This window comes from Arthrobacter sp. B2060 (genome assembly GCF_059090445.1).
This window is the reverse complement of record NZ_JBNHFR010000008.1, coordinates 51,077-71,562: the sequence shown is the minus strand read 5'-3', so window position 1 is coordinate 71,562 and position 20,486 is coordinate 51,077. Positions and strand designations below refer to the sequence as shown.

The window sequence follows — 20,486 nt, the reverse complement described above, 5'->3', positions numbered from 1 at the left end:
GCGGACGCAGAATCGGGCCACGCACCGGCGTTCTGCCGACGCCGGCATCGCTCAGCGCCGGGAACGGCGCTACGGTTGAGCCATGGCAAATCCCGACGTCGTTCTCCTCACCAAAGCTGACTGTCACCTGTGCGCTGCCGCGCGCGACGCCGTCGGACGGGTTGCCGCAGGGCTGGGGCTTGGGTGGACGGAACAGTCGGTGGACGGCGATGAAGCCCTCCGGGACCGCTACGCCGAAGAAATCCCGGTAGTGCTGGTGGACGGGATCCAGCGCGACTTCTGGAAGATCGACGAGGCAAGGCTCGAGCGCGTCCTGCGCCAGGCGATGGCGCGCTAGCCGCGTATCCCGCACAGAGGCACCGGCTTTGTTGACATAAGTGATGGGGATTTAGAGTGGACTCACAACGCGACGCAATGGAGCAATTAGTGACTTCGCTCGATTCACCACCCCAGGCCGTGCCAGGGCACACCGGTGCTGCCGGCAAGCAGATCCCGCCAGCCGCCGTGGCCCGGCTGACCATCTACCTGCGCGCCCTGAACTCCCTCCTCGCCGAAGGAATTGAACGCGTCTCATCCGAGTCCCTGGCTGAGGCCTCCGGGGTCAGCTCCTCCACCCTCCGCAAGGACCTTTCCCACGTGGGATCGTATGGCACCCGCGGTGTGGGCTACGAGGTCCAGTACCTCAGCCGCCACATTGCCGCCACGCTCGGACTTACGCACGACTGGAAGGTCGCCATCGTCGGCGCCGGTAACCTGGGCAAAGCGCTGGCCAGGTACGGCGGGTTCGAGTCCCGCGGCTTCGACGTGGTGGCCATTTTCGACGCCGACCAGATGGTGGTCGGCAACGAGGTGGGCTGGCTGCGGGTGAGCGATGTGGCGGACCTTGAAACGGTGCTGGAGCGGACGGGCACGAACATGGTGGTCCTCGCCTTGCCGGCGGCTGTGGCCCAGAGCGTTTGCGACCGCGTGGTGGCCGCGGGGGTACGCAGCATCCTCAGCTTCGCCCCGGTGATGCTACAGGTTCCCGACGACGTGAACCTCCGCAAGGTGGACATGGCCACCGAGCTGCAGATCCTGGCCTACCACGCGCAACGGGCGCAGACCCCGGGGCAACCGCACTAACTTCCGGCTCCGGTTAAGCGCGAGCGCACACTTGTGGCCCCTGACTCCGCGGGGAGTGAGGGGCCACAAGGTAGGTGAACAACAGGCAGTTGGCGTGGTCAGCGGCCGTACGGGCCCGCGTACGGGTTGGCGAAGGGTTGCGGCTTCTGGAAATACGGTGAAGCCGCAGGCATGTACAGCATCACGATCGCGGCGATCCCCAGAATCACAGCGACAGTGTTGATGCCCAGCGGCGCAATGGAGAAGATGGACAGCGCCGCAAAGACAGTGCCCAAGATCCGGGCCCAGTTCTTACCCTTGCGGACGTTGAACGCCACCAGCGCGTAGAGCCCGGCAATGATCAGCGCAAAGACCACGATCGTGCCAATGAGGAAGCCCTTGATGTCTTCGAAGGGGATGCTCTGGCCGCTGCCCTGAATCTGGTCCTCGAAGGTCTGGCGCACCGCGGGGTCGTCGAGGGTGCCAATGCCCAACAAGGTGGACAGGAACGTCAGGACGCCGGCCGCCAGGATCATCCAGAACGCCCGCTGCACCGACTGGGGTGCGACGGCGGATCCGCCCATGGCCTGCTCTGAGGGGTACTGGGCATACGGTGACTGGCCATATGGCGACGGGCCCTGAGGCGGCTGGCCGTACGGCTGTTGCCCGTACTGCGGCTGTCCATACTGCGGCGGGTTCTGGCCGTACTGCGGCTGCTGGGGAGCGTTTTGGCCATACTGCGGGGCATTTTGGCCGAACTGGGGTGCATTCTGACCATACTGGGGGGCATTTTGGCCGTATTGCGGAGCGTTCTGGCCGTACTGCGGCTGCCCGCTGCTGTCCCGTCCAGACTCATCGGAATCATGGCGGCCGGAATCCGGATCGTTAGGGTTGCGAGGCGGGACTGGAGGAGTGCTCATGAGCGTTCCTTTGCGTTGTGACGTAGGGACCGGCCGCCGGGTTCAGACGCATTGCCCTGCCCCCAGCATGGCTTAACTCCACCGTACCCCTCACCGGTCGTGTCGAGGCTCATCCCCGAGGGGTATTCGCGGCAAACCAGGCCTGCGAGTTGGGAACCCACATCAGCACGGTTGCGGCCAGCGCTGCCAGAAAGCCCAGCCCGTTGCCGGCGCGGCCGTCAGTGAAGGCGAGGCTTATGACAGCGAGAAGCAGTGAGGCACCGGCAACAGCCGTCAGTGCCAGCAGGCCCCACTCCCGGCCTTCCTTCATATTCATGGCCAGGACAATCTGCAGCGCGGACAGCGCCGCGCCGCAGACCGCGAGCAGCAACACAAGGATCGCGATGCCGGGCGAAAACGCAAAGAGAACCAACGCGCCGAACAGCACGATCACCCCGCCGAGCAGCCCGAGCAGGCCACTGAGCACCCAGATCCAGTACGAGATCTTCAGTTCCGTCGGCAGCCCGATCACGCTGAAGAGCCCGGCGAAGCCGCCTGGCGGCATGGCCTCATAGAAACTGCGGGGGCGGTCCGCGGGCAGGTGGAACGGGAGGCGTCCTGCACGCCGCTGTTGTGGACGGTCACCGGAAGGGGGTTCGCTGCCTGGTTCCTGCGGTGGATCGTTGGGGTTGCTCATGGCTCTCACTTATAGAAGGCGGTGTGGCCAATTATAGAAAGCGTCCGGGCCCGGACGGCCACGGTCGGCAGTAGCTGCAGGCGACGCAAAAGCCCCGCTCCGTGGAGCCGGCTTGAGCCGGACCATGGGCGGGGCGTTTGCGGTGCACGGCCCGTCATGCGGGCCCTGGTGTGCGGTTACGCGGCAGGGGCGATGAAGGCCAGTTCGAGGTTGATGGCAACCTTGTCGCTGACCAGCACGCCGCCGGCTTCCAGGACAGCGTTCCAGGTCAGGCCGAAGTCCTTGCGGCTGATGGTGGTTTCAGCGGAAACGCCGGCGCGGGTGTTGCCGAACGGGTCCACGGCCACGCCGTTGAGCTCGGTCTCGAGGGCCACCGGACGGGTCACGCCCTTGATGGTGAGGTCGCCCTGGAGCTCGTAGCTGTCGCCCTTGGCCACGAGGCCGTTGGAAACGAAGGAGATCTCCGGGAACTTCTCGACGTCGAAGAAGTCTTCGCCGCGGACGTGGCCGTCGCGGTTGACGTCGCCCGAGTCGAAGCTGGCGGTCTGGATGGTGGCGCTGACCTTGGAGTCGGCCACGTTCTCGGCCAGGTCCAGGGTTGCGGTGGCTTCCTTGAACTGGCCGCGGACCTTGCTGATGCCCGCGTGGCGGACGGTGAATCCGATTTCGCTGTGCGAGGTGTCCAGGGTCCAGGTGCCGGTGGTGACGTTAGCGGGAAGTGCCATGATGGTTCTCCTTGGTTCGGTGGTGCGTCGGATGAATCGTGGGGTTGAAGCTTCATTGGTTGAAGTCTCAACTAACTGCTGCATCCAGTATAAACATGCAAATGCATCTTTTATTCCAGCCCCCGGGAACATTTCGTAATTTTCTTGAGTTCTACTAGATGTAGAAGATTTCGTCATTACCCCTGCCCTTTGAGAAACTGGTAGACATGCCCCAAGCCACTGTTCATTTGCTCCGCCACGGCGAAGTCCACAATCCTGCGGGCGTCCTGTACGGCAGACTGCCGGAATTTCACCTTTCCGAGCTTGGCCAGCAGATGGCGCAGACGCTGGCGGAACACTTCCGCGACCGCGCCGCCCAGGGCGCAAAGATCGTCTACCTCGTGGCCTCCCCGCTGACCCGCGCCCAGGAGACCGCAGTTCCCACGTCCCAGGCGCTGGGGCTGGAGATCCATACGGACAAGCGCATCATCGAGGCAGAGAACCATTTTGAAGGGCTGAGGGTCACCAAGGCCGAGCTGAGGAAGCCCAAGCATTGGCCGAAGCTCGTGAACCCGATGCGGCCCTCGTGGGGCGAGCCGTACAAGGATCAGGCAGCCCGCGTGCAGGCGGCCGTCCAGGATGCCCGCGCCAAGGCGATTGAACTCGGCGGCGACGGCGCCGAAGCCATCATGGTCAGCCACCAGCTTCCCATCTGGGCCACGCGCCTCAGCGCAGAGGGAAAGCCGCTGTGGCACGATCCCCGCAAGCGCGAGTGCACCCTTACCTCCCTGACGTCCCTCGTGTTCGACGACGACGGCACCCTCGTGCGCGTTGTGTACACCGAGCCGGCCGCTGCCCTTCTTCCCGGTGCCTCCAGCACCCCCGGAGCCTAACCATGACCAACCCCCCTGTAAGCTCCCGCCGCGGCGTCCTCGCTGCCGGAGGCCTGGCGTTGACTGCGCTCACGCTGGGTCTGTCCGGCTGCGCGCAGGAAGATGCGTTGGCCAAACAGGCGAAGGCGGGCGACAACAAGAACTACGTCGCCGGGGACGGCTCGGTGACGGAATTCGCGGCGGCGGACCGCAAGGCGCCCGTCGATATCCAGGGAACGCTCTTCAACGGCACCGCGGTCACGCCCAAGGACTTCCTGGGCAAGGTGACTGTCCTGAACTTCTGGTTCGCCGCGTGCGCGCCGTGCCGGGTGGAAGCCCCGTTGCTTGAAGCACTCCACCAGGAGTTCAAGCCCAAGGGCGTGCAGTTCCTCGGCGTGAACCTGCGGGATGAGAAAGCCACCGCGGAAGCCTTCGACAAGACGTTCGGCCTCACCTACCCGAGCTTCAACGACAAGGACGGCGGCGTGCTGCTGTCCGTGTCTGGCCTGGTGCCGCCGGGGGCCGTCCCCACAACACTCGTCCTGGACAAGCAGGGCCGTGTGGCATCGCGAGTGCTGGGGGAGATCCAGAAGGGCACCCTCAAGGCCCTCATCGATTCCGCCGTGGCAGAGTAGCGGGCGGACCGTACCGTGAACAGCCCCTTCGCCGAAGCCATCCTGAACGGCTCGCTGCTCCTTGCCATCCCAGTGGCGCTCCTGGCCGGACTGGTGTCCTTCCTCTCGCCCTGCGTCCTGCCGCTGGTGCCCGGATATCTGGGCTACGTCACGGGACTGACCGGCGTGGACCTCCAGAAACAGAAGCGCGGGCGCATGCTGGCCGGCATCGGCCTCTTCGTGCTCGGGTTCTCGGTGATCTTCGTGCTGCTCGGCGGTGCGTTCGGCCAGCTGGGCACCCTGCTCGCCGCCGGCCAGAACGCCTGGATCACCCAGCTGCTCGGAATCCTGGTGATCATCATGGGCGTAGTCTTCATGGGCGGATTCAGCTGGCTCCAGCGCGACGCCAAAATCCATGCGAAACCGCCCGCAGGACTGTGGGGCGCCCCGCTGCTGGGGATCACGTTCGGCCTCGGCTGGGCGCCGTGCATCGGCCCCACCTACTCCGCCGTCCAGCTGCTGAGCCTCTCCGGCGGTTCGTCCGCGGCGAAGGGGGCCTTCCTGGCGTTTGTTTACAGCCTCGGCCTGGGCATTCCGTTCCTGCTGATAGCGCTGGCAGTGCGCCGCGGCGCCGGCGTGATGTCCTTCTTCCGCAAGCACCGGCTCGCCATCCAGCGGACCGGCGGGGGAGTCCTGATCGTCCTGGGGATCCTGATGGCCACAGGACTGTGGGGCGCCTGGGTCACCCAATTGCAGTACTGGTTCCAAACCGACGTTAAGTTGCCGATCTGATGAGCGAGCGTGTGAAGTCCACCAAGAACCGTCCGGCCGAGGAATCCCCCAAGGATCACGCACCCAAGGTTGCCGCCCCGAAGGACGCCCTGGGGGAGGCCAAAGCCAACGCGGCGCTGCCTGCCCTGGGCGCCGGCGGCATGCTCCGCTGGGCCTGGACGCAGCTGACCAGCATGCGAACGGCGCTGTTCCTGCTGCTGCTGCTGGCCGTGGCTGCGGTGCCTGGCTCGCTGTTCCCGCAGCGTCCGGCCAACCCGTCGGTGGTCACGCAGTACATCAAGGACAACCCGGACTACGGCAAGATCCTCGATTCGCTGCAGCTGTACGACGTGTACTCCTCGGCCTGGTTCTCGGCCATTTACATCCTGCTCTTCATCTCGCTGATCGGCTGCGTGGTGCCGCGCGCCATAGCCCACTACCGGGCCATGCGCTCGGAGCCGCCGCGGACCCCGAAGCGGCTGTCCCGCCTGCCGGAGTACGGCACACTGGTGGTGCCCGCGGAAGCCGGCATCCCGGCGTCGGACGCTGTTGAAAAAGCAGCGGCGCTGCTCAAGAAACGCGGATACCGCGTTGCGGTAAGGCACGACGGCGAGCGGCCGTCGTTGGGGGCGGAGCGCGGCTTCCTGAAGGAAGTGGGAAACCTTGTCTTCCACACCTCACTGATCGGCGTGCTGGTCTCCGTGGCGGTCGGCGGACTGTTCGGCTACAGCGGCCAGCGGATCCTCGTGGAGGGCGACACCTTCGTCAACACCCTCGTGGGCTACGACCAGTTCACCCCGGGGACCAACTTCCAGAGCAGCCAGCTCCAGCCGTACTCCATCCAGCTCGACAAATTCCAGATCAAGTTCGACCGCGAGTCCCAGGGCAAGTTCGGCCAGCCCATCGACTTCACGGCAGACGTCACCACGAAGGAAAACCCCGGGGCACCGGCCAAGAAAGAAGTCCTCAAGGTCAACGAACCGGTGACGCTTGGCGGCACCAGCATTTACCTGACGGGCAACGGCTACGCCCCTGTGGTCACAGTGCGCGACGGCAAGGGCAATGTCGCCATGCAGGGGCCGGTTGTCGCCAAACTGCAGGGCGACAACTACTACTCCTCCGTCGTGATCAAGGTTCCGGACGCGAAGCCGGACCAGCTGGGCTTCGCCGGGTTCTTCCTGCCCACGGCCTTCGTCACCGATGAGGGTATTTCCTTCAGCGGCGATCCGGAACTGATAAACCCGCAGCTGAGCCTGAACTCGTACTACGGCGACCTCGGCCTCGACAAGGGCGCCCCGCAGAACGTGTTTGAACTCGACGTCAAGGACCTGACGCCACTGAATGCCCGCAACCTGGCGACCAAGGGCATCACACTCGCCCCGGGCAGCACGTACACCCTGCCGGACGGCAAGGGCTCCATCAGCTTCGACGGCGTGAAGCGCTACGTCGGCGTCGATATCCACCACAATCCGGGCCAGCTGTCGGCGCTGATTTTCGCGCTGCTTGCAGTGGCCGGCCTGGTGATCTCCCTCTACGTCAACCGGCGCCGCGTCTGGGTGCGGACGGGCAGGCACGAGGACGGGCGCACCATGGTGGAATACGGCCTGCTGGCCCGCGGCGAGGACCACCGGTTGGCCGGCGAGGCCGCGGCGATCCGCGGGCTGCTGCAGCGCGAGTGGGGCCTCGACCCGGACGGGCCCGGCACACCATCCTCCAATTCCTCGCCAGCAGGCTCGGCTGAGCCGAAGAAGGACCGGTAATGTTCCCTATCAACGAAACCATGGGCCAGTACAGCGAGTTGTTCATGCTCCTCGCGGCTGGCACCTACACGGTGGCGTTCATCGCCTTCGCGTGGGACCTGGCTAAGAGCAGCAGGGCCCTCCGTGCCGTCGATCTGAAGGCGGCCGCCGCGGCGTCCCCTGAGACCTCGTCCGACGCCGGCGCGAAGGTTCCGGTGGCAGCAGGCGCCGCGGGCGCGGGCGGCGCCTCCGGAACCGTCGATGCCGGCCGTACCGAGGGGCACCTTGCCGGACCGGCCGGGCGTGCCGAGCGGCCGTCGTCGTCCGTTTCCGCCAAGGCGCAGGCCGCCGGCGGCGCGGCAGGGCAGACTGCGGATGCCAGCATGAGCTACGGCGGCGAGCGCCGTGCCCCCGCACGTGTGGCTGTCGCCCTGACCATCCTGGGCGCCGCCATTCACGCAGCGGGCGTGGTGACCCGTGCCATCGGCTCCGGGCGCGTGCCGTGGGGCAACATGTATGAGTTCCTGACCACCGGCGCGTTCGTGGCCGTGGCTGTGTTCCTCGTCGTGCTGATCCGGCGCGACCTGCGGTTCCTGGGCACCTTTGTGGTGGGCCTGGTGATCATCATGCTGGTTGCTGCCTCCGTGGCCTACTGGACCCCCGTGGGTCACCTCGTGCCGGCACTGCAGAGTTACTGGCTGATCATCCACGTCTCGATTGCCGTGCTTTCCTCGGCGCTGTTCACCCTGACGTTCGCGATGTCCGCGCTGCAGCTCGTGCAGTCACACCGGCAAAGGACCATCGCGGCAGGCGGGGCGGACAAGCTGGGCTTCATGCGCCTGGTGCCGTCCGCGCTGAGCCTGGAGAACCTCTCCTACCGCATCAACGCGATCGCCTTCATCGGGTGGACCTTCACGCTCATGTTCGGGGCCATCTGGGCTGAGAAGGCCTGGGGGCGCTTCTGGGGCTGGGACACCAAGGAAGTGTGGACCTTCGTGATCTGGGTGGTCTACGCCGGCTACCTGCACGCCCGCGCCACCCGCGGCTGGACCGGTACCCGCGCGGCCTGGCTGTCGATCGTGGGCTACCTGTGCGTGGTTTTCAACTTCACCATCGTGAACCAGTTCTTCAACGGCCTGCACTCCTACTCGGGGCTGTAGGGCCGCCCGCCTTCGCCCGCGTTCGCCGTTTGCCATAAAGGGCCGCTCAGCTTGCTGCTGGGCGGCCCTTTCCGGCAAACGGGCGGGACTACCGTGGGGGCGGCTTGGTCCTGCCGGGCTTCCACCCCCGTTCCGTCAGCGCCGCCCGCACCCGGGTCACAGCGTTGGGCTCCATCCCTGGGGAGAACGGGTCCAGATCCCACTGGGTCAGGACGACGACGAGCCAGCCGAGTCCGCGGGCATTCTCGTCCCGGAAGATGTCGCTGCGCCGCTGTGCGGGAGTTGCGTGGTGGCCTCCGTCGTACTGAATGGCGATCCTGAATTCCTCGTAGGACATGTCCGGATCCTGAATCCACCCGCCGGTTTCATCGAGCATGGGCACGTTGATGGCAGGCTCGGGCAGGCCGGAGCGCACCAGCAGGAGGCGGAGCTCGGTCTCCTTGGGCGAATCCGTGTCCGTACGCATCAGTGCCCTGGCCTGCGTCGCCTTCTGGTATCCCGGCCGGCCCGCCTTCGTGGCGAGATACGCGTCCAGCACAGCCGGAGTGGACAGGGCTCCTCTGCGCCAGAACAGGAAATCGCCGGCAATGACCAGTTCATCCAGGCTCAGGACGCCGGCAAGGTCGAACCAGGTGCGCAGCGGAGACGTGCAGGCTATTTGCCGGCCTGCCGTAATTTCATCGGGCGCAAGGACGGATTGGTGCCCCACCACGTCCTTGCGCCTCACGGCCCGGGTTCCGGGCTGGCACGACAGATGGATGGCAGGCTTGCTGTGAGCGGGGGAGATGAGGCCACGTGGCAATGGAAAGCCCCACAGCACCGCGGCCGTGAGATGGCTGGCGACGGCGCCCGTGGCCAAAGCGAGCGCCCGGGCCCGGACCCTCAGCGTCATGTCGGTCGCAGCCGGAACCCGGACGCCGTGGCACGGGCTGGCCAGGTCCTGGGCCCGGGAGCGCCGGCGTGTCAGGCCGGCGGCCTGTGCCTGTTTCACGGTGAACGGCTGGCCGGACAGGGCTTGGGGGAGCGGCGCGGGGCGGGGCATGACTGCATTCTCGTACCCCGGGGAGACCGGTAAGGCGTTATCCACAGAACAGGTGCGGTGTGGAGGAAGGGTGCTCCGACGCCGTTTGCCAGAAAGGGCCGCTCAGCAGCGTGCTAAGCGGCCCTTTCTGGCAAACGGGCACGTGCTCCGGGCAGGAGTCAAAACGTGGCAGGGCAGTGGAAGCGCCCCTGTTCTACCTGGCTTCGGGGTGCTACTTGGCTTCGGGGTTTCCCTCGGCGCTGGCATCTCCGGCACCAGACGCCCCGGACTCACCGGTGCCGCGGGACCCGTCGTCGTTCTTGGCCTTCTTGGCTTCGAGGTCGTCCTTCAGCTTGCGCAGCCGCTCCGCTTCGGCCTGCTTGCGGCGGCGCTGTTCCAGGTTGCGGAGGAAATCGGGATCGTCGTCAGGGGCCGTGGGATGGGCGTAGGCCCGCCGGATCGGCGCCTCATAGCGCGGGCGCCCGATCAGGAACCACAGGGCTGCGCCGACGATGGGAAGAAGGACAACGATGAGGATCCATGTTGTTTTGGAGAACCCTCGGGTAAGGCTCGCATCAGTCCGGATCACGTCCACCAGTCCGTAGACGTAAATGGCAAGAACGGCGACTGCAATGGCAACACGGAGCATGCATTCAGTCTAGCTGTCACATGCCCCGGCGGAGATTACAGTATGTGCACGGCCAGTGCCAGAGATTTCCGGCCATCGGACACGGGGGTTTTGGGGCGTGCGGAGGGGCGCAGGCTTCGTTCAGGGTTGGCGGCTAAACTTGGATAGTGGCTTTTGTGAAATACTCCCTGATCCGTCTTGCCCTCTTTGTGCCGCTGTTTGCACTCTTCGTGTTCCTGCAGTTGGGCTGGCTCCTGGCCGTGATCTGTGCCGGACTCATTTCCTTTGCCATCAGCTACCTTTTCTTCCAGAAGCAGCGGGATGCGGCGACGGCCTCACTGCATGCGCGGTTCTCCGGCCGGGCCAAGCCCCTGCGCACCGCCGGTGAAGTAGCCGACGCGGAGGCCGAGGACCGCCTGACCGACGCCCACCCGGACGTCGCCGTCCGAAACGAGATCCCCAAGAGCGACGCCCCCAACAGCGAAACCCGGAACGGCAACCCCCGGAACGGCAACGCCAGGAACCAGGAAGCGTAGTACCCGCCGGGCTGCCTACGTCCCGTGGCTCAGGATCAGCCCCAGCGAGAACAGCGCAGCGTAGCCCAGGTTGATGAGGCCGGTCTGCTTCAGGACCGGTATGAGGGCCTTGCGCTTCCGGCCATTGATCATCAGCCAGGCGGGCATGAGGCTGGCCGGGATGAGCAGCAGGACAATGAGCATCCAGGGCCGCGTGGGCGCCAGAATCACCACGAGCAGGATGGCGACGGCGAGCATCAGCACGTAGCTTTCGCGGGCATGCTTGTCGCCCAGCCGCACGGCCAGGGTGCGTTTTCCGGCCTGGATGTCTGACGGGATGTCGCGGACATTGTTGGCCATCAGCAGGGCGCAGGCAATGAGGCCGGTGCCGATGGCGCCGATGACGGCGGGGAGGCTCAGCTGCCCGGCCTGGGTGTACGTAGTGCCGAGGGTTGCCACGAGTCCGAAGAAGACGAACACGAAGACGTCGCCCAGGCCCATGTAGCCGTACGGGTTCTTGCCCCCGGTGTAGCCCCAGGCCGCCATCACACAGCCGACGCCGACGAGCAGCAGCCACCATGTCTGGGTGAGGATGATCAGGACCAGGCCAAACAGCATGGCCACGCCGAAGGCCCCGAAGGCAGCGTACTTGACGTGCTCCGGGGGTGCCGCGCCTGATCCGACCAGCCGCAGCGGTCCCACACGGTTTTCATCCGTGCCGCGGATCCCGTCAGAGTAGTCGTTGGCATAGTTGACACCGACCTGCAGCAGCAGCGCCACGAGGGCCGCCAGAATGGCATTGAGCGGGCGGAAGGCGCCCATCTCAAACGCCGCCGCCGTGCCGATCAGGACAGGGGCGATCGCTGCGGGCAGGGTGCGGAGCCGGGCGCCTTGGATCCATTGTGCGGCTGTGGCCACGGTGAGTACCTCGTGTTGGTTGGGTGGAACGTTGCCTCGCAGGTTGCGCGGCAGGAGTCGTGCGGAAACCGCCGCGGCGCGCATGAGCCCGCCGCGGAGCGGAACAAGTCTATTTTCCCTGATGCAGGGCGTGCAGCCGTTCAATCATGGCGAGCCTGTCGGGTTTGCCGTTGGGCAGCATGATCAGGTCGCGGGCAGGTAGGACGGTCTTGGGGGCCAGCAGGCCCAGCGTCCGGTGCCATTCCTCAGCCAACGCGGCGCCGTAAGCGCCATCCGCGGCCCCGGACGAAGAACCGGACACCGCAACATAGGCGGCCACGGCCTGCCCCCATTTCGCGGACTGGACCCCGGCCACGAAGGCCGCCTTCACGCCGTCGAACTTCTCCAGCTCTTCCTGCACGTGGGCGGCGGAGACCTTGATGCCTCCGGTAATGATGACGTCGTCGGCGCGGCCCAGAACCGTGAGCCGGCCGTCGGCGTCCAGCGTTCCGAGATCGTTGGTCCGGTACCAGCGGACGCCCTCCTCGTCGGTGAAGGCCTCCGCCGTCAGCCCGGGGGCATTGAGGTAGCCGGCCGCCAGGGTGGCCCCGCCGAGGTGGATGCGCCCGTCTTCCGCCAGCCGGACCGCGGCACCTTCGAGCGGAAAGCCGTCATACACGCAGCCGCCGCAGGTTTCCGCGGCGCCGTAGGTGGTGATCACCCTGATGCCGGCGTCGCGGGCCGCGTCCAGGAGGGCCGCCGGAGCCGGACCGCCGCCGAGCAGGATGCCGTTGAAGCGGCGCAGGACTGCGAGGGTGGCCGCCGTCGGATTGGCCAGCAGCCGCTGCAACTGCGTGGGCACCAGGGACGTGAAGCGGATGTTGTCCGTCAGTTCCTGTGCCGCGGCCGTGAAGCCGTCCACGGTGAACCCGTTGGACAGGTCCATGGCCCACGGCCTGGTCCCGGCGAACAGCGAACGCACCAGCACCTGCACGCCCGCGACGTACTGCACGGGTAGGGCCAGCAGCCATTGGCCTTCGCCCTTGAGCGCGAAAGCCGTGGCCATCGACGAGGCCGCGAGGGCGTCCACCGTCAGGACCGTGGCTTTGGGGGTGCCCGTGGAACCGGAGGTGCGGACCACCACGGCTGCGCCCTCCACGCCGGTGTTCTCCACCAGGGACACCATCGGATCGCCATCGGGTCCCACGGAAAGCTCGACGGCGGGGCCCTCACCGTGGAGGGCGGCAGCAAGAGCCTTCAGGGCTGGTTCGATGTTCACGGGGTCCGCCTTGGTGAAGTGTGTGGGGCTGGGGTCATGGGGCTGCCTTAACGTCGTGCCGAGCCGGGCTCAGCAGTCCTGCCGGCTCAGAAGTAGTACGGGAACCTGGACCACTCCGGATCCCGTTTCTCGAGGAACGCCTCTTTGCCTTCCACCGCTTCGTCGGTCATGTAGGCCAGGCGGGTGGCTTCACCCGCGAAGACCTGCTGGCCGGCCAGGCCGTCGTCGGCAAGGTTGAATGCGAACTTGAGCATGCGGATGGCCTGCGGCGACTGCCTGGCGATGTCCGCGGCGTATTCGAGCGCCACGTCCTCGAGCCTTTCGTGGTCCACTGCCTCGTTCACGGCCCCCATCCGGACCATGTCGTCGGCGGAGTACTCCCGGGCCAGGAAGAAGATCTCGCGGGCTGCCTTCTGCCCGATCTGGCGGGCCAGCAGCGCGGAGCCGTAGCCGGCGTCGAAACTGCCCACCGTGGCATCGGTCTGTTTGAACTTGCCGAACTGGCGCGAGGCGATGGTGAGGTCCGCGACCACATGCAGTGAGTGGCCCCCGCCGGCTGCCCAACCGTTGACGACGGCGATGACCACCTTGGGCATGGTCCGCATCAGCCGCTGGACTTCCAGGATGTGGAGGCGCCCGGCGCGGGCCGGGTCGATGGTTTCCTTGGTGTCGCCAGCCGCATAGCGGTACCCGTCCCTGCCCCGGATCCGCTGGTCCCCGCCGGAGCAGAACGAGTGCCCGCCGTCCCTGGAGGAGGGGCCGTTGCCCGTGAGCAGTACAGTAGCCACGTCCGGGGTCATCCGGGCGTGGTCCATGGCGCGGTAGAGCTCGTCAACCGTGGCCGGGCGGAACGCGTTGCGGACCTCGGGGCGGTTGAAGGCGATGCGCACGGTGGGCAGATCCCGCACCACGCCGCCGGATGCATCCCGCTCCACCTGCCGGTGGTACGTCATGTCCTGGAAGTCGTCGAAACCTGACACGGTGCGCCAGCGCGACGGGTCGAACACATCGGATACCTTGGCGGGGATTTCGTTGCTCACCGTCCAAGTCTAGTAATCGTGTCAGCTGATGCAGAACTCGTTGCCCTCGGGGTCCGCCATGGTGTGCCACGAATGCGGCCCCTGGCTGGCGGTCCACAGGAAGGTGGCGCCACGGGCCTCAAGCTCCCGGCGGACCTCGTCCTTGTCCCGGTCCCCGATCCTCACATCCCAATGAATGCGGTTCTTGAGCGTCTTCTGTTCCGGAACGGTCTGGAAGAGGATGCGCCGCTCGGGCGCCTTGGCCTCGAGTTCCTCGACGGGCCGGATCGCCGCCCCGTCCTTCCAGACCAGCCTGCCGTTGTGGGTGACGGTGTCGGGGTCGGTGGCGAAGCCCTGCTCGATCATTGAGCGGATGAAGCCCTCGTCCTGCGGCTCCACCGCCCACTCAAGCGTCTCAGCCCACCAGTCGGCGAGGTCATGCGGATTTTTGCAGTCGACGGCGATCTGAATGTTGAGTCCCATGGGACAAAACTACGACGGCGGCCGGACCGTCCGATAGGGGGCAATGTGCGCTTGCTACGGGAGCGAGTTGGCACTTCGCGGCAGTGCTGCCGGGCAACAGTGCCGCCAACTGCCATCTCGACGGCCGGCCCGGCAGGAGGCTAGCCCTGCAGCTGCTGCATCTGGTCAAGCAGTTCCGGCGGGATGCTGTACAGGAAGATGGCGGCCAGCAGGTTCTTGGCGGCGTGGACAAAGTAGGAGAACATCAGGTTCCGGCCTGTCCACACATAGACGAACACGAGCGTCGCGCCCATGGCCAGATACGGCATCAGGGCCGTCAGCGTGAGTGCCTCCTGACCCACGATGTGGAGGGCGGCGAACAGCACGACGGACAGGGCGCAGCAGATCCAGATGTTGACGCGGCGGCTGAGCTTGCCGATGAGCAGGTGCCGGAAGATGTACTCCTCCACAAACGGGCCCACGACGACGATAAGCGGCACCATGAGCCATGCCGGAACCTGCTGCATGAGCTCCTGGAGCCCGGCCTGGTTCACGGACGTCTCCGTGGTCCCGCCAAGAACCACGAGAATTGCGGTGAAAATCATCATGGCGATGACAGCCAGCGGCACCATCGCGGCCGTAAACCACGGCCTGGTGGCCAGCACCTTGAGGTCGCGCGCCACGACCTGCCGGGCGGCGAGGAGCGCCAGGATGCCGACGCAGCCATAGAACACAAGGTTCACCGCGTACGAGGCGACGGCGGGCGTCGGGGCGAGCAGCCGGAGCAGCGGCAGGAGCAATTCCCCGGCTACTGCGAAGAAGACGGCAATGGCCACATAGAGCCCCACGGTGGTGTAGTCGAGCGGCGAAAACCGGTAAAGTTCCGGGCGCGGAGCGGGAAGGGTGCGTCGGGTTGTCACCATGCCTCCAGCCTAGTCCCGCGGCCCGCGCTTCGGACCCGTCGTCGGCCCGAACGGCGTGCACGCCTTCTCCCAGCCCCTTCGCCCAGCCCCTTCGCACCCGCCCTACGGCACCGGCGCCCGGCCCCCTGCCCCCGCGTTGCAGTGGCCAAGACGCTCCCGTTAGAATATTCGGTATGCCTAACTTTCTGTTTCGGTGCGCCAAAGTAGTCCGCCGAACCGTTGCCCTCCGGAGCGCTTCCACACGCCCGGGATCCGGCACGTCTGTTTCCCGTCCAACTCAGCGCACCAGCTCCGCAAATTCCCGCGTAAAGCGGGCCGGCCTTCTGAAGTCCGCAGCCGCCGTCGTGCTTCTTGCCGTGTCACTTACCGCGTGCGGCGGCAATGCCGCCGGCAATGGCGACGACGGCCGGCCGGTGGTGCTGACCACGTTTACGGTGCTGGCTGATGTGGCAAAGAACGTTGCCGGTGACAAGCTCCGGGTGGAGTCCATCACCAAGGCCGGGGCGGAGATCCATGGCTACGAGCCGACGCCGGGGGACATCCGCAAGGCATCGCAGGCCGACCTCATCCTGGACAACGGACTGAACCTGGAAGCCTGGTTCGCGCAGTTCGTGGAGGGCATCGACGTGCCCCACGCGGTGGTGAGCGAGGGCGTGGACCCCATGTCCATCAGGGAGGACGCGTACCAGGGCAAGCCGAACCCCCATGCATGGATGTCGCCGCTCAACGTCCAGATCTACGTTGACAACATGGTCAAGGCCTTCTCCGAGCTGGACCCGGGCAACGCTGCCGTGTTCGAGGCCAACGGCAAGGAGTACAAGGCAAAGCTGCAGGCTGTGCAGGACGAGATGAAGGCCAAGCTGGCCGCCGTCCCCAAGAACCAGCGGGCGCTCGTGACGTGCGAGGGCGCCTTCTCCTACCTCGCCCGCGATGCCGGCCTCCAAGAGGTATACATCTGGGCGGTCAACGCCGAACAGCAGGCCACGCCGCAGCAGATCACCGAGGCCATCGGCTTCGTACGGAAGAACAAGGTGCCGGCCGTCTTCTGCGAATCGACGGTGTCGGACGCTCCGATGCAGCAGGTGGTGGAAGCCACCGGCGCTAGGTTCGGCGGCGTGCTCTACGTGGACTCGCTCTCCGAAGCCGACGGCCCCGTTCCCACTTACCTGGATCTCATCAGGCACGACTCCAAGGTCATCACTGCCGCACTGAATGGGGGCTCGTCATGAGCATGCACGTAGCCCGCCGGCACGCACCCCCGGAGCAGTCCGTTCCGCCACCCGCCATCCAGGTGGCGGGGGTGACTGTGCACTACGGCGAAGTGCTCGCGCTGGATTCCGCTTCGCTGAGCCTCGAGCATGCCAGGATCTGCGGCCTCATCGGCATGAACGGCTCGGGAAAGTCCACGCTGTTCAAAGCCATCATGGGCATGATCAAGCCCGACGCCGGGCGGGTGCTGATCAACGGCGCACCGCCGGCCAAGGCACGCAAGGAGGGCGGGATCGGCTACGTCCCGCAGAGTGAGGACGTGGACTGGCAGTTCCCGCTGTCCGTGCGGGACGTGGTGATGATGGGCCGCTACGGCCACCAGGGCTTTACCCGTCGCCCCTCCAAGGCTGACCGGGCCGCCGTTGACGAGGCACTGGACCGGGTGGAACTCTCAGAGTTCGCGGGCCGGCAGATCGGCCAGCTCTCGGGCGGGCAGAAGAAGCGTGCCTTTGTGGCGCGGGGAATTGCGCAGGGTGCCACCATCATGCTCCTCGACGAGCCCTTCGCAGGGGTGGACAAGCGATCGGAAGCCACCATCACGCGGTTGCTGCGCGAGCTGGCCGCCGACGGCTGCACCATCCTCATCTCCACCCATGACCTTCACGCCCTTCCGCAGCTGTGCGATGAAGCGGTCCTCCTGATGCGCAAGGTGCTGATGCACGGAACTCCGGACGTGGTGCTGCAGCCGGAGAACCTGGCCATGGCCTTCGGACTCGACGTCCTGAACCGGGACGGCGCAGGCACCCCGTTGACCGCAGGCACCCGGGACGCCGCAGGCAACTCGGAGACCGCAAGCAACCGGGACGGCCGGGCCGTTGCCCACGAGTGGGGGATCTGAGCATGGACCTCGTCTCCCTCCTCACCGAACCCCTCGGCTATGACTTCATGGTCCGGGCCATCCTCACTACGGCGCTCGCTGCCGTCGTGTGCGCGGTCCTGAGCTGCTGGCTCGTCCTGATCGGCTGGTCGCTCATGGGCGACGCCGTCTCCCATGCCGTGCTTCCCGGCGTCGTGCTTGCCTACATCGTGGGGGCGCCGTTCGCCCTCGGTGCGCTCGTGTTCGCGCTGATTGCGGTGACCCTGATCGGGGTGGTCCGCAGCACGAGCAGGGTGAAGGAGGACGCCGCGATCGGAATTGTGTTCAGTTCCCTGTTCGCCCTGGGACTCGTGCTGATCTCCGTGACCCCGAGCCAGACGGACCTGAACCACATCATTTTCGGGAACCTGCTGGGCGTCAGCGTCCCGGACCTCATCCAGGTGCTGGTGCTGGGCGTGGTGGCGTTCGCCATTCTCATCCTGAAGCGCCGCGACCTCACCCTCTACGCGTTCGACCCCACGCACGCGCACGCCATCGGTCTGTCACCGAAGCGCCTCGGCGCCCTGCTCCTGGGGCTGCTGGCATTGACGTCGGTGGTGGCGCTGCAGACCGTCGGCGTGGTGCTGGTGGTGGCCATGCTCATCATTCCCGGGGCCACGGCGTACCTGCTGACCGACCGGTTCTCGCGCATGCTGGTGATTGCCCCGTCCATTTCGGCGGCGTGCTCGATTGCCGGCATCTACTTCAGTTACTACCTGGACACGGCATCGGGCGCCATGGTGGTGCTCACGCAGGGCGCGGTCTTCGCCGTCGTCTATCTGTTCAGTCCCCGCCAGGGGCTCATCGGCACCCGGCTGGCCAAGGCCCGCCGCAGGAAGGCTGCCGTGCTCGCCGCCTAAACAGCGGCCGACGGCGGAGGCTCGCCTTAGGCGCGGACGTTCCGACGGCGGACCCCCGCCTTGAGGCGCGACGGTGAACCTTGACGGCACTGGCGCTGCCGGGCACTCTGGAAGGCATGAAGTCCTAATCAGCGGCGATGGCGAATGGCCGGGTCGCATCCCGTTACCGGGCTCCGTAGATCACCTCCCCTGGACGGGACCGATCCGGGCCACCCTTCGGACTGCAAGGACTTCCCATGACTGAACGCACTTCCCGGGTAACGCAGACTTCCTCCGCTGCGCAGGCTTTCCGGGCCGAGCAGATGCGTCTTTCCGGCGTCCGGCACAGCTACGGGGACCGCGAACTGTTTGACGACGTCGACTTGGTGATCTCCCCCGGCGAGCACGTGGCGATCGTCGGAGAGAACGGCGCTGGCAAATCCACCCTGCTGAAAATTCTGGCAGGGCTCGAGAAACCGCAAGCAGGCACGGCTGTCCGCCACGGACGGGTGGGCTACCTGGCGCAGACATCCGGGCTGCCGGAAGGGCTGACCGTGGCCGACGCCATCGACGAGGCACTGCGCCCGCTGCGCGACATGGAATCCGAACTCGAGCGTCTGGAGAGGTGCCTGGCCACTGCCGAAGACTCCGGGCTGGAGGCTTACGGCAGTCTGCAGACCCAGTACCAGATGCGTGAAGGCTACGCCGCGGAATCACGGGTGGAAGCGGCGTTGGACCGGCTGGGCCTTGGCGGCGTGGACCGCAAACGGACCATGGGGTCGCTGTCCGGCGGGGAGCAGGAACGCGTGGCCCTTGCCTGCCTGCTGGCCGACCCCGCCGAAATCCTGCTTCTTGACGAGCCCACCAACCACTTGGATGCGAACGGGGTGGCCTGGCTGGAAACACGACTTGCCGCTCACCGCGGTACGGTGGTGGTCGTTTCCAACGACCGTGTCCTGCTCCGGAAGATCGCATCCACGGTGATTGAAGTGGATGCCGAACGCGGCGCAGTGAACCGGTACGGCAACGGCTACGACGGCTACCTCAAGGAGAAGCGGGCCGAGCGGCAGCGCTGGGTGCAGCAGTACCACGGCTGGATCGACGCCATGGCTGCCGAGCGGAAGCAGGCGGACACCGTCGCAACCACCATGGGCTACGCCCGCCGGCGCGACGGCGACAAAATGAGCTTCGACTACAAGGCTGGCACTTGGGAAAGTGCCGCCACGAGCAAGATCCGCAATGCCCGCGAGCGCCTCCGGCGCCTCGAAGCGAGCCCCGTCCAGAGGCCTCCGGAGCGGCTGAAGCTGGATGCGCGGCTGGCCGCGGATGTGGACGGCAGGCCCGGCGACGGCGGCGTTGGCTCTGACGGTGCCGACGGGGAAGGTGCCGATCGGGAAAAGGCCGGCCGGGAAAGGGCCGGCCGGGACGGTGGCGGCGCTGGCGCCAGCGCCGCGGAACTGCATGGTTCTGAACGATATGGGGCTGTGTTTCGCGTTCACGGCGTGCGCGTACCAGGCCGCTTGGACGTGCCCGCGTTCCGGGTGGATGCGGGGCAGAAAATCCTGATCACCGGGCCCAATGGAGCGGGAAAATCCACGCTGCTGTCCGTGCTGGCGGGGACGCTGGCGCCAACGCAGGGCGTGGTGGAACGCCCGGACAAGGTGGGGTATCTGCAGCAGGAACTCGAGCTGCCCAGACAGCCGTCGCTGCGGCTGCTTCCCGCCTTCGCTGCCGGCCTGGGCGGCAACATCGACGACCACGCAGAGGCGCTGCTCCGGCTTGGCCTGTTCCGCGCCACCGAGTTCCATGTGCCGCTGGGCGGATTGTCGGCCGGCCAGCAGCGTCGGCTTGCGCTGGCGAGGCTGCTTCTGGGGGACCACGACATCCTGCTGCTTGACGAACCGACCAACCACCTGGCTCCCGTGCTCGTGGAGGAACTCGAAACCGCGCTCGCCGGGTTCGGCGGGACGGTGGTCATGGTGAGCCACGACCGCGCCCTGCGGCAATGGTTCCGTGGCTGCGCCCACGGGCCCCGGGGCAAAATTCGCGATTCTTCGGGGCCAGCCGTCACCGGTACCTGGCTGCAATACACGATGGACGGCGGAGCGATCGCCCCGGCCCCACCGACTGCATAGGGCCCGCCGACTGCATAGCCAGAACTGCATAGCCAGGCACGTGCCCGGAACAGGCACGTGGCCGGAAACGGCTTGCGCCAGTGCTG

At 66.4% G+C, this 20,486-nt stretch carries 22 protein-coding genes; 12 read left to right on the top strand and 10 right to left on the bottom strand.

The features are described 5' to 3' along the window. The first annotated feature begins 82 nt into the window (after window positions 1-82). Together AC5RUM_RS14655 and AC5RUM_RS14650 are read left to right on the top strand one after the other, a co-directional pair. Window positions 83-337 (top strand): glutaredoxin family protein, encoded by a 255-nt coding sequence (locus AC5RUM_RS14655; RefSeq protein WP_494035605.1) that lies wholly within the window; start codon window positions 83-85, stop codon window positions 335-337. 89 nt (window positions 338-426) lie between these two features. Then, the gene (locus tag AC5RUM_RS14650) at window positions 427-1,122 is read left to right on the top strand and encodes a redox-sensing transcriptional repressor Rex (RefSeq protein ID WP_400579306.1); all 696 of its coding nucleotides are present in this window, start codon (window positions 427-429) and stop codon (window positions 1,120-1,122) included. Between the two features lie 98 nt (window positions 1,123-1,220). Here AC5RUM_RS14650 and AC5RUM_RS14645 read toward each other — a convergent pair whose 3' ends face one another. The 3 genes from AC5RUM_RS14645 to AC5RUM_RS14635 all read right to left on the bottom strand — a co-directional run bounded on the left by AC5RUM_RS14645 (window position 1,221) and on the right by AC5RUM_RS14635 (window position 3,422). Continuing rightward, window positions 1,221-2,021 carry a hypothetical protein gene (locus AC5RUM_RS14645; RefSeq protein WP_494035604.1) on the bottom strand — a complete coding sequence of 267 codons (801 nt, stop codon included), beginning with the start codon at window positions 2,019-2,021 and terminating at the stop codon, window positions 1,221-1,223. 109 nt (window positions 2,022-2,130) lie between these two features. Further along, the gene (locus AC5RUM_RS14640; protein WP_494035603.1) at window positions 2,131-2,697 is read right to left on the bottom strand and encodes a hypothetical protein; all 567 of its coding nucleotides are present in this window, start codon (window positions 2,695-2,697) and stop codon (window positions 2,131-2,133) included. Between the two features lie 176 nt (window positions 2,698-2,873). Next, window positions 2,874-3,422 (bottom strand): YceI family protein, encoded by a 549-nt coding sequence (locus AC5RUM_RS14635; protein ID WP_400579303.1) that lies wholly within the window; start codon window positions 3,420-3,422, stop codon window positions 2,874-2,876. 206 nt (window positions 3,423-3,628) lie between these two features. Here AC5RUM_RS14635 and AC5RUM_RS14630 point away from each other — a divergent pair, with 206 nt between their 5' ends. The 5 genes from AC5RUM_RS14630 to ccsB are packed head-to-tail and all read left to right on the top strand — an operon-like array spanning window position 3,629 to window position 8,557. Then, window positions 3,629-4,294, top strand: a complete 666-nt coding sequence (locus AC5RUM_RS14630) for a histidine phosphatase family protein (RefSeq protein WP_494035602.1) — start codon at window positions 3,629-3,631, stop codon at window positions 4,292-4,294. A 2-nt stretch (window positions 4,295-4,296) separates the two neighbouring features. Then, window positions 4,297-4,908 carry a TlpA family protein disulfide reductase gene (locus AC5RUM_RS14625; RefSeq protein ID WP_494035601.1) on the top strand — a complete coding sequence of 204 codons (612 nt, stop codon included), beginning with the start codon at window positions 4,297-4,299 and terminating at the stop codon, window positions 4,906-4,908. A 15-nt stretch (window positions 4,909-4,923) separates the two neighbouring features. Then, on the top strand, window positions 4,924-5,679 hold the full coding sequence (locus AC5RUM_RS14620) for a cytochrome c biogenesis CcdA family protein (protein ID WP_494035600.1): 756 nt from the start codon (window positions 4,924-4,926) through the stop codon (window positions 5,677-5,679). Then, on the top strand, window positions 5,679-7,418 hold the full coding sequence (gene resB, locus AC5RUM_RS14615; protein ID WP_494035599.1) for a cytochrome c biogenesis protein ResB: 1,740 nt from the start codon (window positions 5,679-5,681) through the stop codon (window positions 7,416-7,418). Before AC5RUM_RS14620 ends, resB begins: the two co-directional genes overlap by 1 nt. Beyond that, entirely contained in the window at window positions 7,418-8,557 is a 1,140-nt protein-coding gene (gene ccsB / locus AC5RUM_RS14610) for a c-type cytochrome biogenesis protein CcsB (protein ID WP_494035598.1), read from the top strand. Before resB ends, ccsB begins: the two co-directional genes overlap by 1 nt. An 88-nt stretch (window positions 8,558-8,645) precedes the next feature. Here the strand turns inward: ccsB and AC5RUM_RS14605 are convergent, their stop codons facing one another. Together AC5RUM_RS14605 and AC5RUM_RS14600 are read right to left on the bottom strand one after the other, a co-directional pair. Further along, window positions 8,646-9,599 (bottom strand): hypothetical protein, encoded by a 954-nt coding sequence (locus tag AC5RUM_RS14605; protein ID WP_494035597.1) that lies wholly within the window; start codon window positions 9,597-9,599, stop codon window positions 8,646-8,648. A gap of 211 nt (window positions 9,600-9,810) precedes the next feature. Continuing rightward, window positions 9,811-10,227: a PLD nuclease N-terminal domain-containing protein gene (locus AC5RUM_RS14600; protein WP_400579289.1), complete on the bottom strand. Its 417-nt coding sequence runs from the start codon at window positions 10,225-10,227 to the stop codon at window positions 9,811-9,813. A gap of 146 nt (window positions 10,228-10,373) precedes the next feature. Here AC5RUM_RS14600 and AC5RUM_RS14595 point away from each other — a divergent pair, with 146 nt between their 5' ends. Then, on the top strand, window positions 10,374-10,742 hold the full coding sequence (locus tag AC5RUM_RS14595; RefSeq protein ID WP_494035596.1) for a DUF4229 domain-containing protein: 369 nt from the start codon (window positions 10,374-10,376) through the stop codon (window positions 10,740-10,742). Window positions 10,743-10,757: 15 nt separating this feature from the next. On the opposite strand, the gene AC5RUM_RS14590 is transcribed toward AC5RUM_RS14595, so the two are convergent. The 5 genes from AC5RUM_RS14590 to AC5RUM_RS14570 form a co-directional block, all read right to left on the bottom strand. Further along, window positions 10,758-11,639: a 1,4-dihydroxy-2-naphthoate polyprenyltransferase gene (locus AC5RUM_RS14590; RefSeq protein WP_494035595.1), complete on the bottom strand. Its 882-nt coding sequence runs from the start codon at window positions 11,637-11,639 to the stop codon at window positions 10,758-10,760. A 109-nt stretch (window positions 11,640-11,748) separates the two neighbouring features. Beyond that, window positions 11,749-12,897, bottom strand: a complete 1,149-nt coding sequence (locus tag AC5RUM_RS14585; RefSeq protein ID WP_494035594.1) for an AMP-binding protein — start codon at window positions 12,895-12,897, stop codon at window positions 11,749-11,751. 86 nt (window positions 12,898-12,983) lie between these two features. Continuing rightward, on the bottom strand, window positions 12,984-13,937 hold the full coding sequence (locus AC5RUM_RS14580) for a 1,4-dihydroxy-2-naphthoyl-CoA synthase (RefSeq protein ID WP_494035593.1): 954 nt from the start codon (window positions 13,935-13,937) through the stop codon (window positions 12,984-12,986). 21 nt (window positions 13,938-13,958) lie between these two features. Further along, a complete protein-coding gene (locus AC5RUM_RS14575; protein ID WP_494035592.1) occupies window positions 13,959-14,399 on the bottom strand; it encodes a VOC family protein in 441 nt (146 codons plus the stop codon). A 140-nt stretch (window positions 14,400-14,539) separates the two neighbouring features. Continuing rightward, window positions 14,540-15,301: a CPBP family intramembrane glutamic endopeptidase gene (locus tag AC5RUM_RS14570; protein ID WP_494035591.1), complete on the bottom strand. Its 762-nt coding sequence runs from the start codon at window positions 15,299-15,301 to the stop codon at window positions 14,540-14,542. Window positions 15,302-15,657: 356 nt separating this feature from the next. On the opposite strand from AC5RUM_RS14570, the gene AC5RUM_RS14565 reads away from it, so the two are divergent. The 4 genes from AC5RUM_RS14565 to AC5RUM_RS14550 all read left to right on the top strand — a co-directional run bounded on the left by AC5RUM_RS14565 (window position 15,658) and on the right by AC5RUM_RS14550 (window position 20,400). Then, window positions 15,658-16,530, top strand: a complete 873-nt coding sequence (locus AC5RUM_RS14565) for a metal ABC transporter substrate-binding protein (protein ID WP_494035590.1) — start codon at window positions 15,658-15,660, stop codon at window positions 16,528-16,530. 2 nt (window positions 16,531-16,532) lie between these two features. Next, window positions 16,533-17,408: a metal ABC transporter ATP-binding protein gene (locus AC5RUM_RS14560; protein WP_494035730.1), complete on the top strand. Its 876-nt coding sequence runs from the start codon at window positions 16,533-16,535 to the stop codon at window positions 17,406-17,408. Window positions 17,409-17,410: 2 nt separating this feature from the next. Further along, the gene (locus AC5RUM_RS14555) at window positions 17,411-18,286 is read left to right on the top strand and encodes a metal ABC transporter permease (protein WP_494035589.1); all 876 of its coding nucleotides are present in this window, start codon (window positions 17,411-17,413) and stop codon (window positions 18,284-18,286) included. A gap of 236 nt (window positions 18,287-18,522) precedes the next feature. After that, window positions 18,523-20,400 (top strand): ABC-F family ATP-binding cassette domain-containing protein, encoded by a 1,878-nt coding sequence (locus AC5RUM_RS14550; protein ID WP_494035588.1) that lies wholly within the window; start codon window positions 18,523-18,525, stop codon window positions 20,398-20,400. Window positions 20,401-20,486: the final 86 nt, after the last annotated feature.

Excerpts from the sequence above, each read along its gene's own strand:
- AC5RUM_RS14655 (WP_494035605.1), top strand. The coding sequence starts at position 83 with ATGGCAAATCCCGACGTCGTTCTCCTCACCAAAGCTGACTGTCACCTG.
- AC5RUM_RS14645 (WP_494035604.1), bottom strand. The coding sequence starts at position 2,021 with ATGAGCACTCCTCCAGTCCCGCCTCGCAACCCTAACGATCCGGATTCC.
- AC5RUM_RS14640 (WP_494035603.1), bottom strand. The coding sequence starts at position 2,697 with ATGAGCAACCCCAACGATCCACCGCAGGAACCAGGCAGCGAACCCCCT.
- AC5RUM_RS14635 (WP_400579303.1), bottom strand. The coding sequence starts at position 3,422 with ATGGCACTTCCCGCTAACGTCACCACCGGCACCTGGACCCTGGACACC.
- AC5RUM_RS14630 (WP_494035602.1), top strand. The coding sequence starts at position 3,629 with ATGCCCCAAGCCACTGTTCATTTGCTCCGCCACGGCGAAGTCCACAAT.
- AC5RUM_RS14625 (WP_494035601.1), top strand. The coding sequence starts at position 4,297 with ATGACCAACCCCCCTGTAAGCTCCCGCCGCGGCGTCCTCGCTGCCGGA.
- resB (WP_494035599.1), top strand. The coding sequence starts at position 5,679 with ATGAGCGAGCGTGTGAAGTCCACCAAGAACCGTCCGGCCGAGGAATCC.
- ccsB (WP_494035598.1), top strand. The coding sequence starts at position 7,418 with ATGTTCCCTATCAACGAAACCATGGGCCAGTACAGCGAGTTGTTCATG.
- AC5RUM_RS14605 (WP_494035597.1), bottom strand. The coding sequence starts at position 9,599 with ATGCCCCGCCCCGCGCCGCTCCCCCAAGCCCTGTCCGGCCAGCCGTTC.
- AC5RUM_RS14600 (WP_400579289.1), bottom strand. The coding sequence starts at position 10,227 with ATGCTCCGTGTTGCCATTGCAGTCGCCGTTCTTGCCATTTACGTCTAC.
- AC5RUM_RS14575 (WP_494035592.1), bottom strand. The coding sequence starts at position 14,399 with ATGGGACTCAACATTCAGATCGCCGTCGACTGCAAAAATCCGCATGAC.
- AC5RUM_RS14570 (WP_494035591.1), bottom strand. The coding sequence starts at position 15,301 with ATGGTGACAACCCGACGCACCCTTCCCGCTCCGCGCCCGGAACTTTAC.
- AC5RUM_RS14560 (WP_494035730.1), top strand. The coding sequence starts at position 16,533 with ATGCACGTAGCCCGCCGGCACGCACCCCCGGAGCAGTCCGTTCCGCCA.
- AC5RUM_RS14555 (WP_494035589.1), top strand. The coding sequence starts at position 17,411 with ATGGACCTCGTCTCCCTCCTCACCGAACCCCTCGGCTATGACTTCATG.
- AC5RUM_RS14550 (WP_494035588.1), top strand. The coding sequence starts at position 18,523 with ATGACTGAACGCACTTCCCGGGTAACGCAGACTTCCTCCGCTGCGCAG.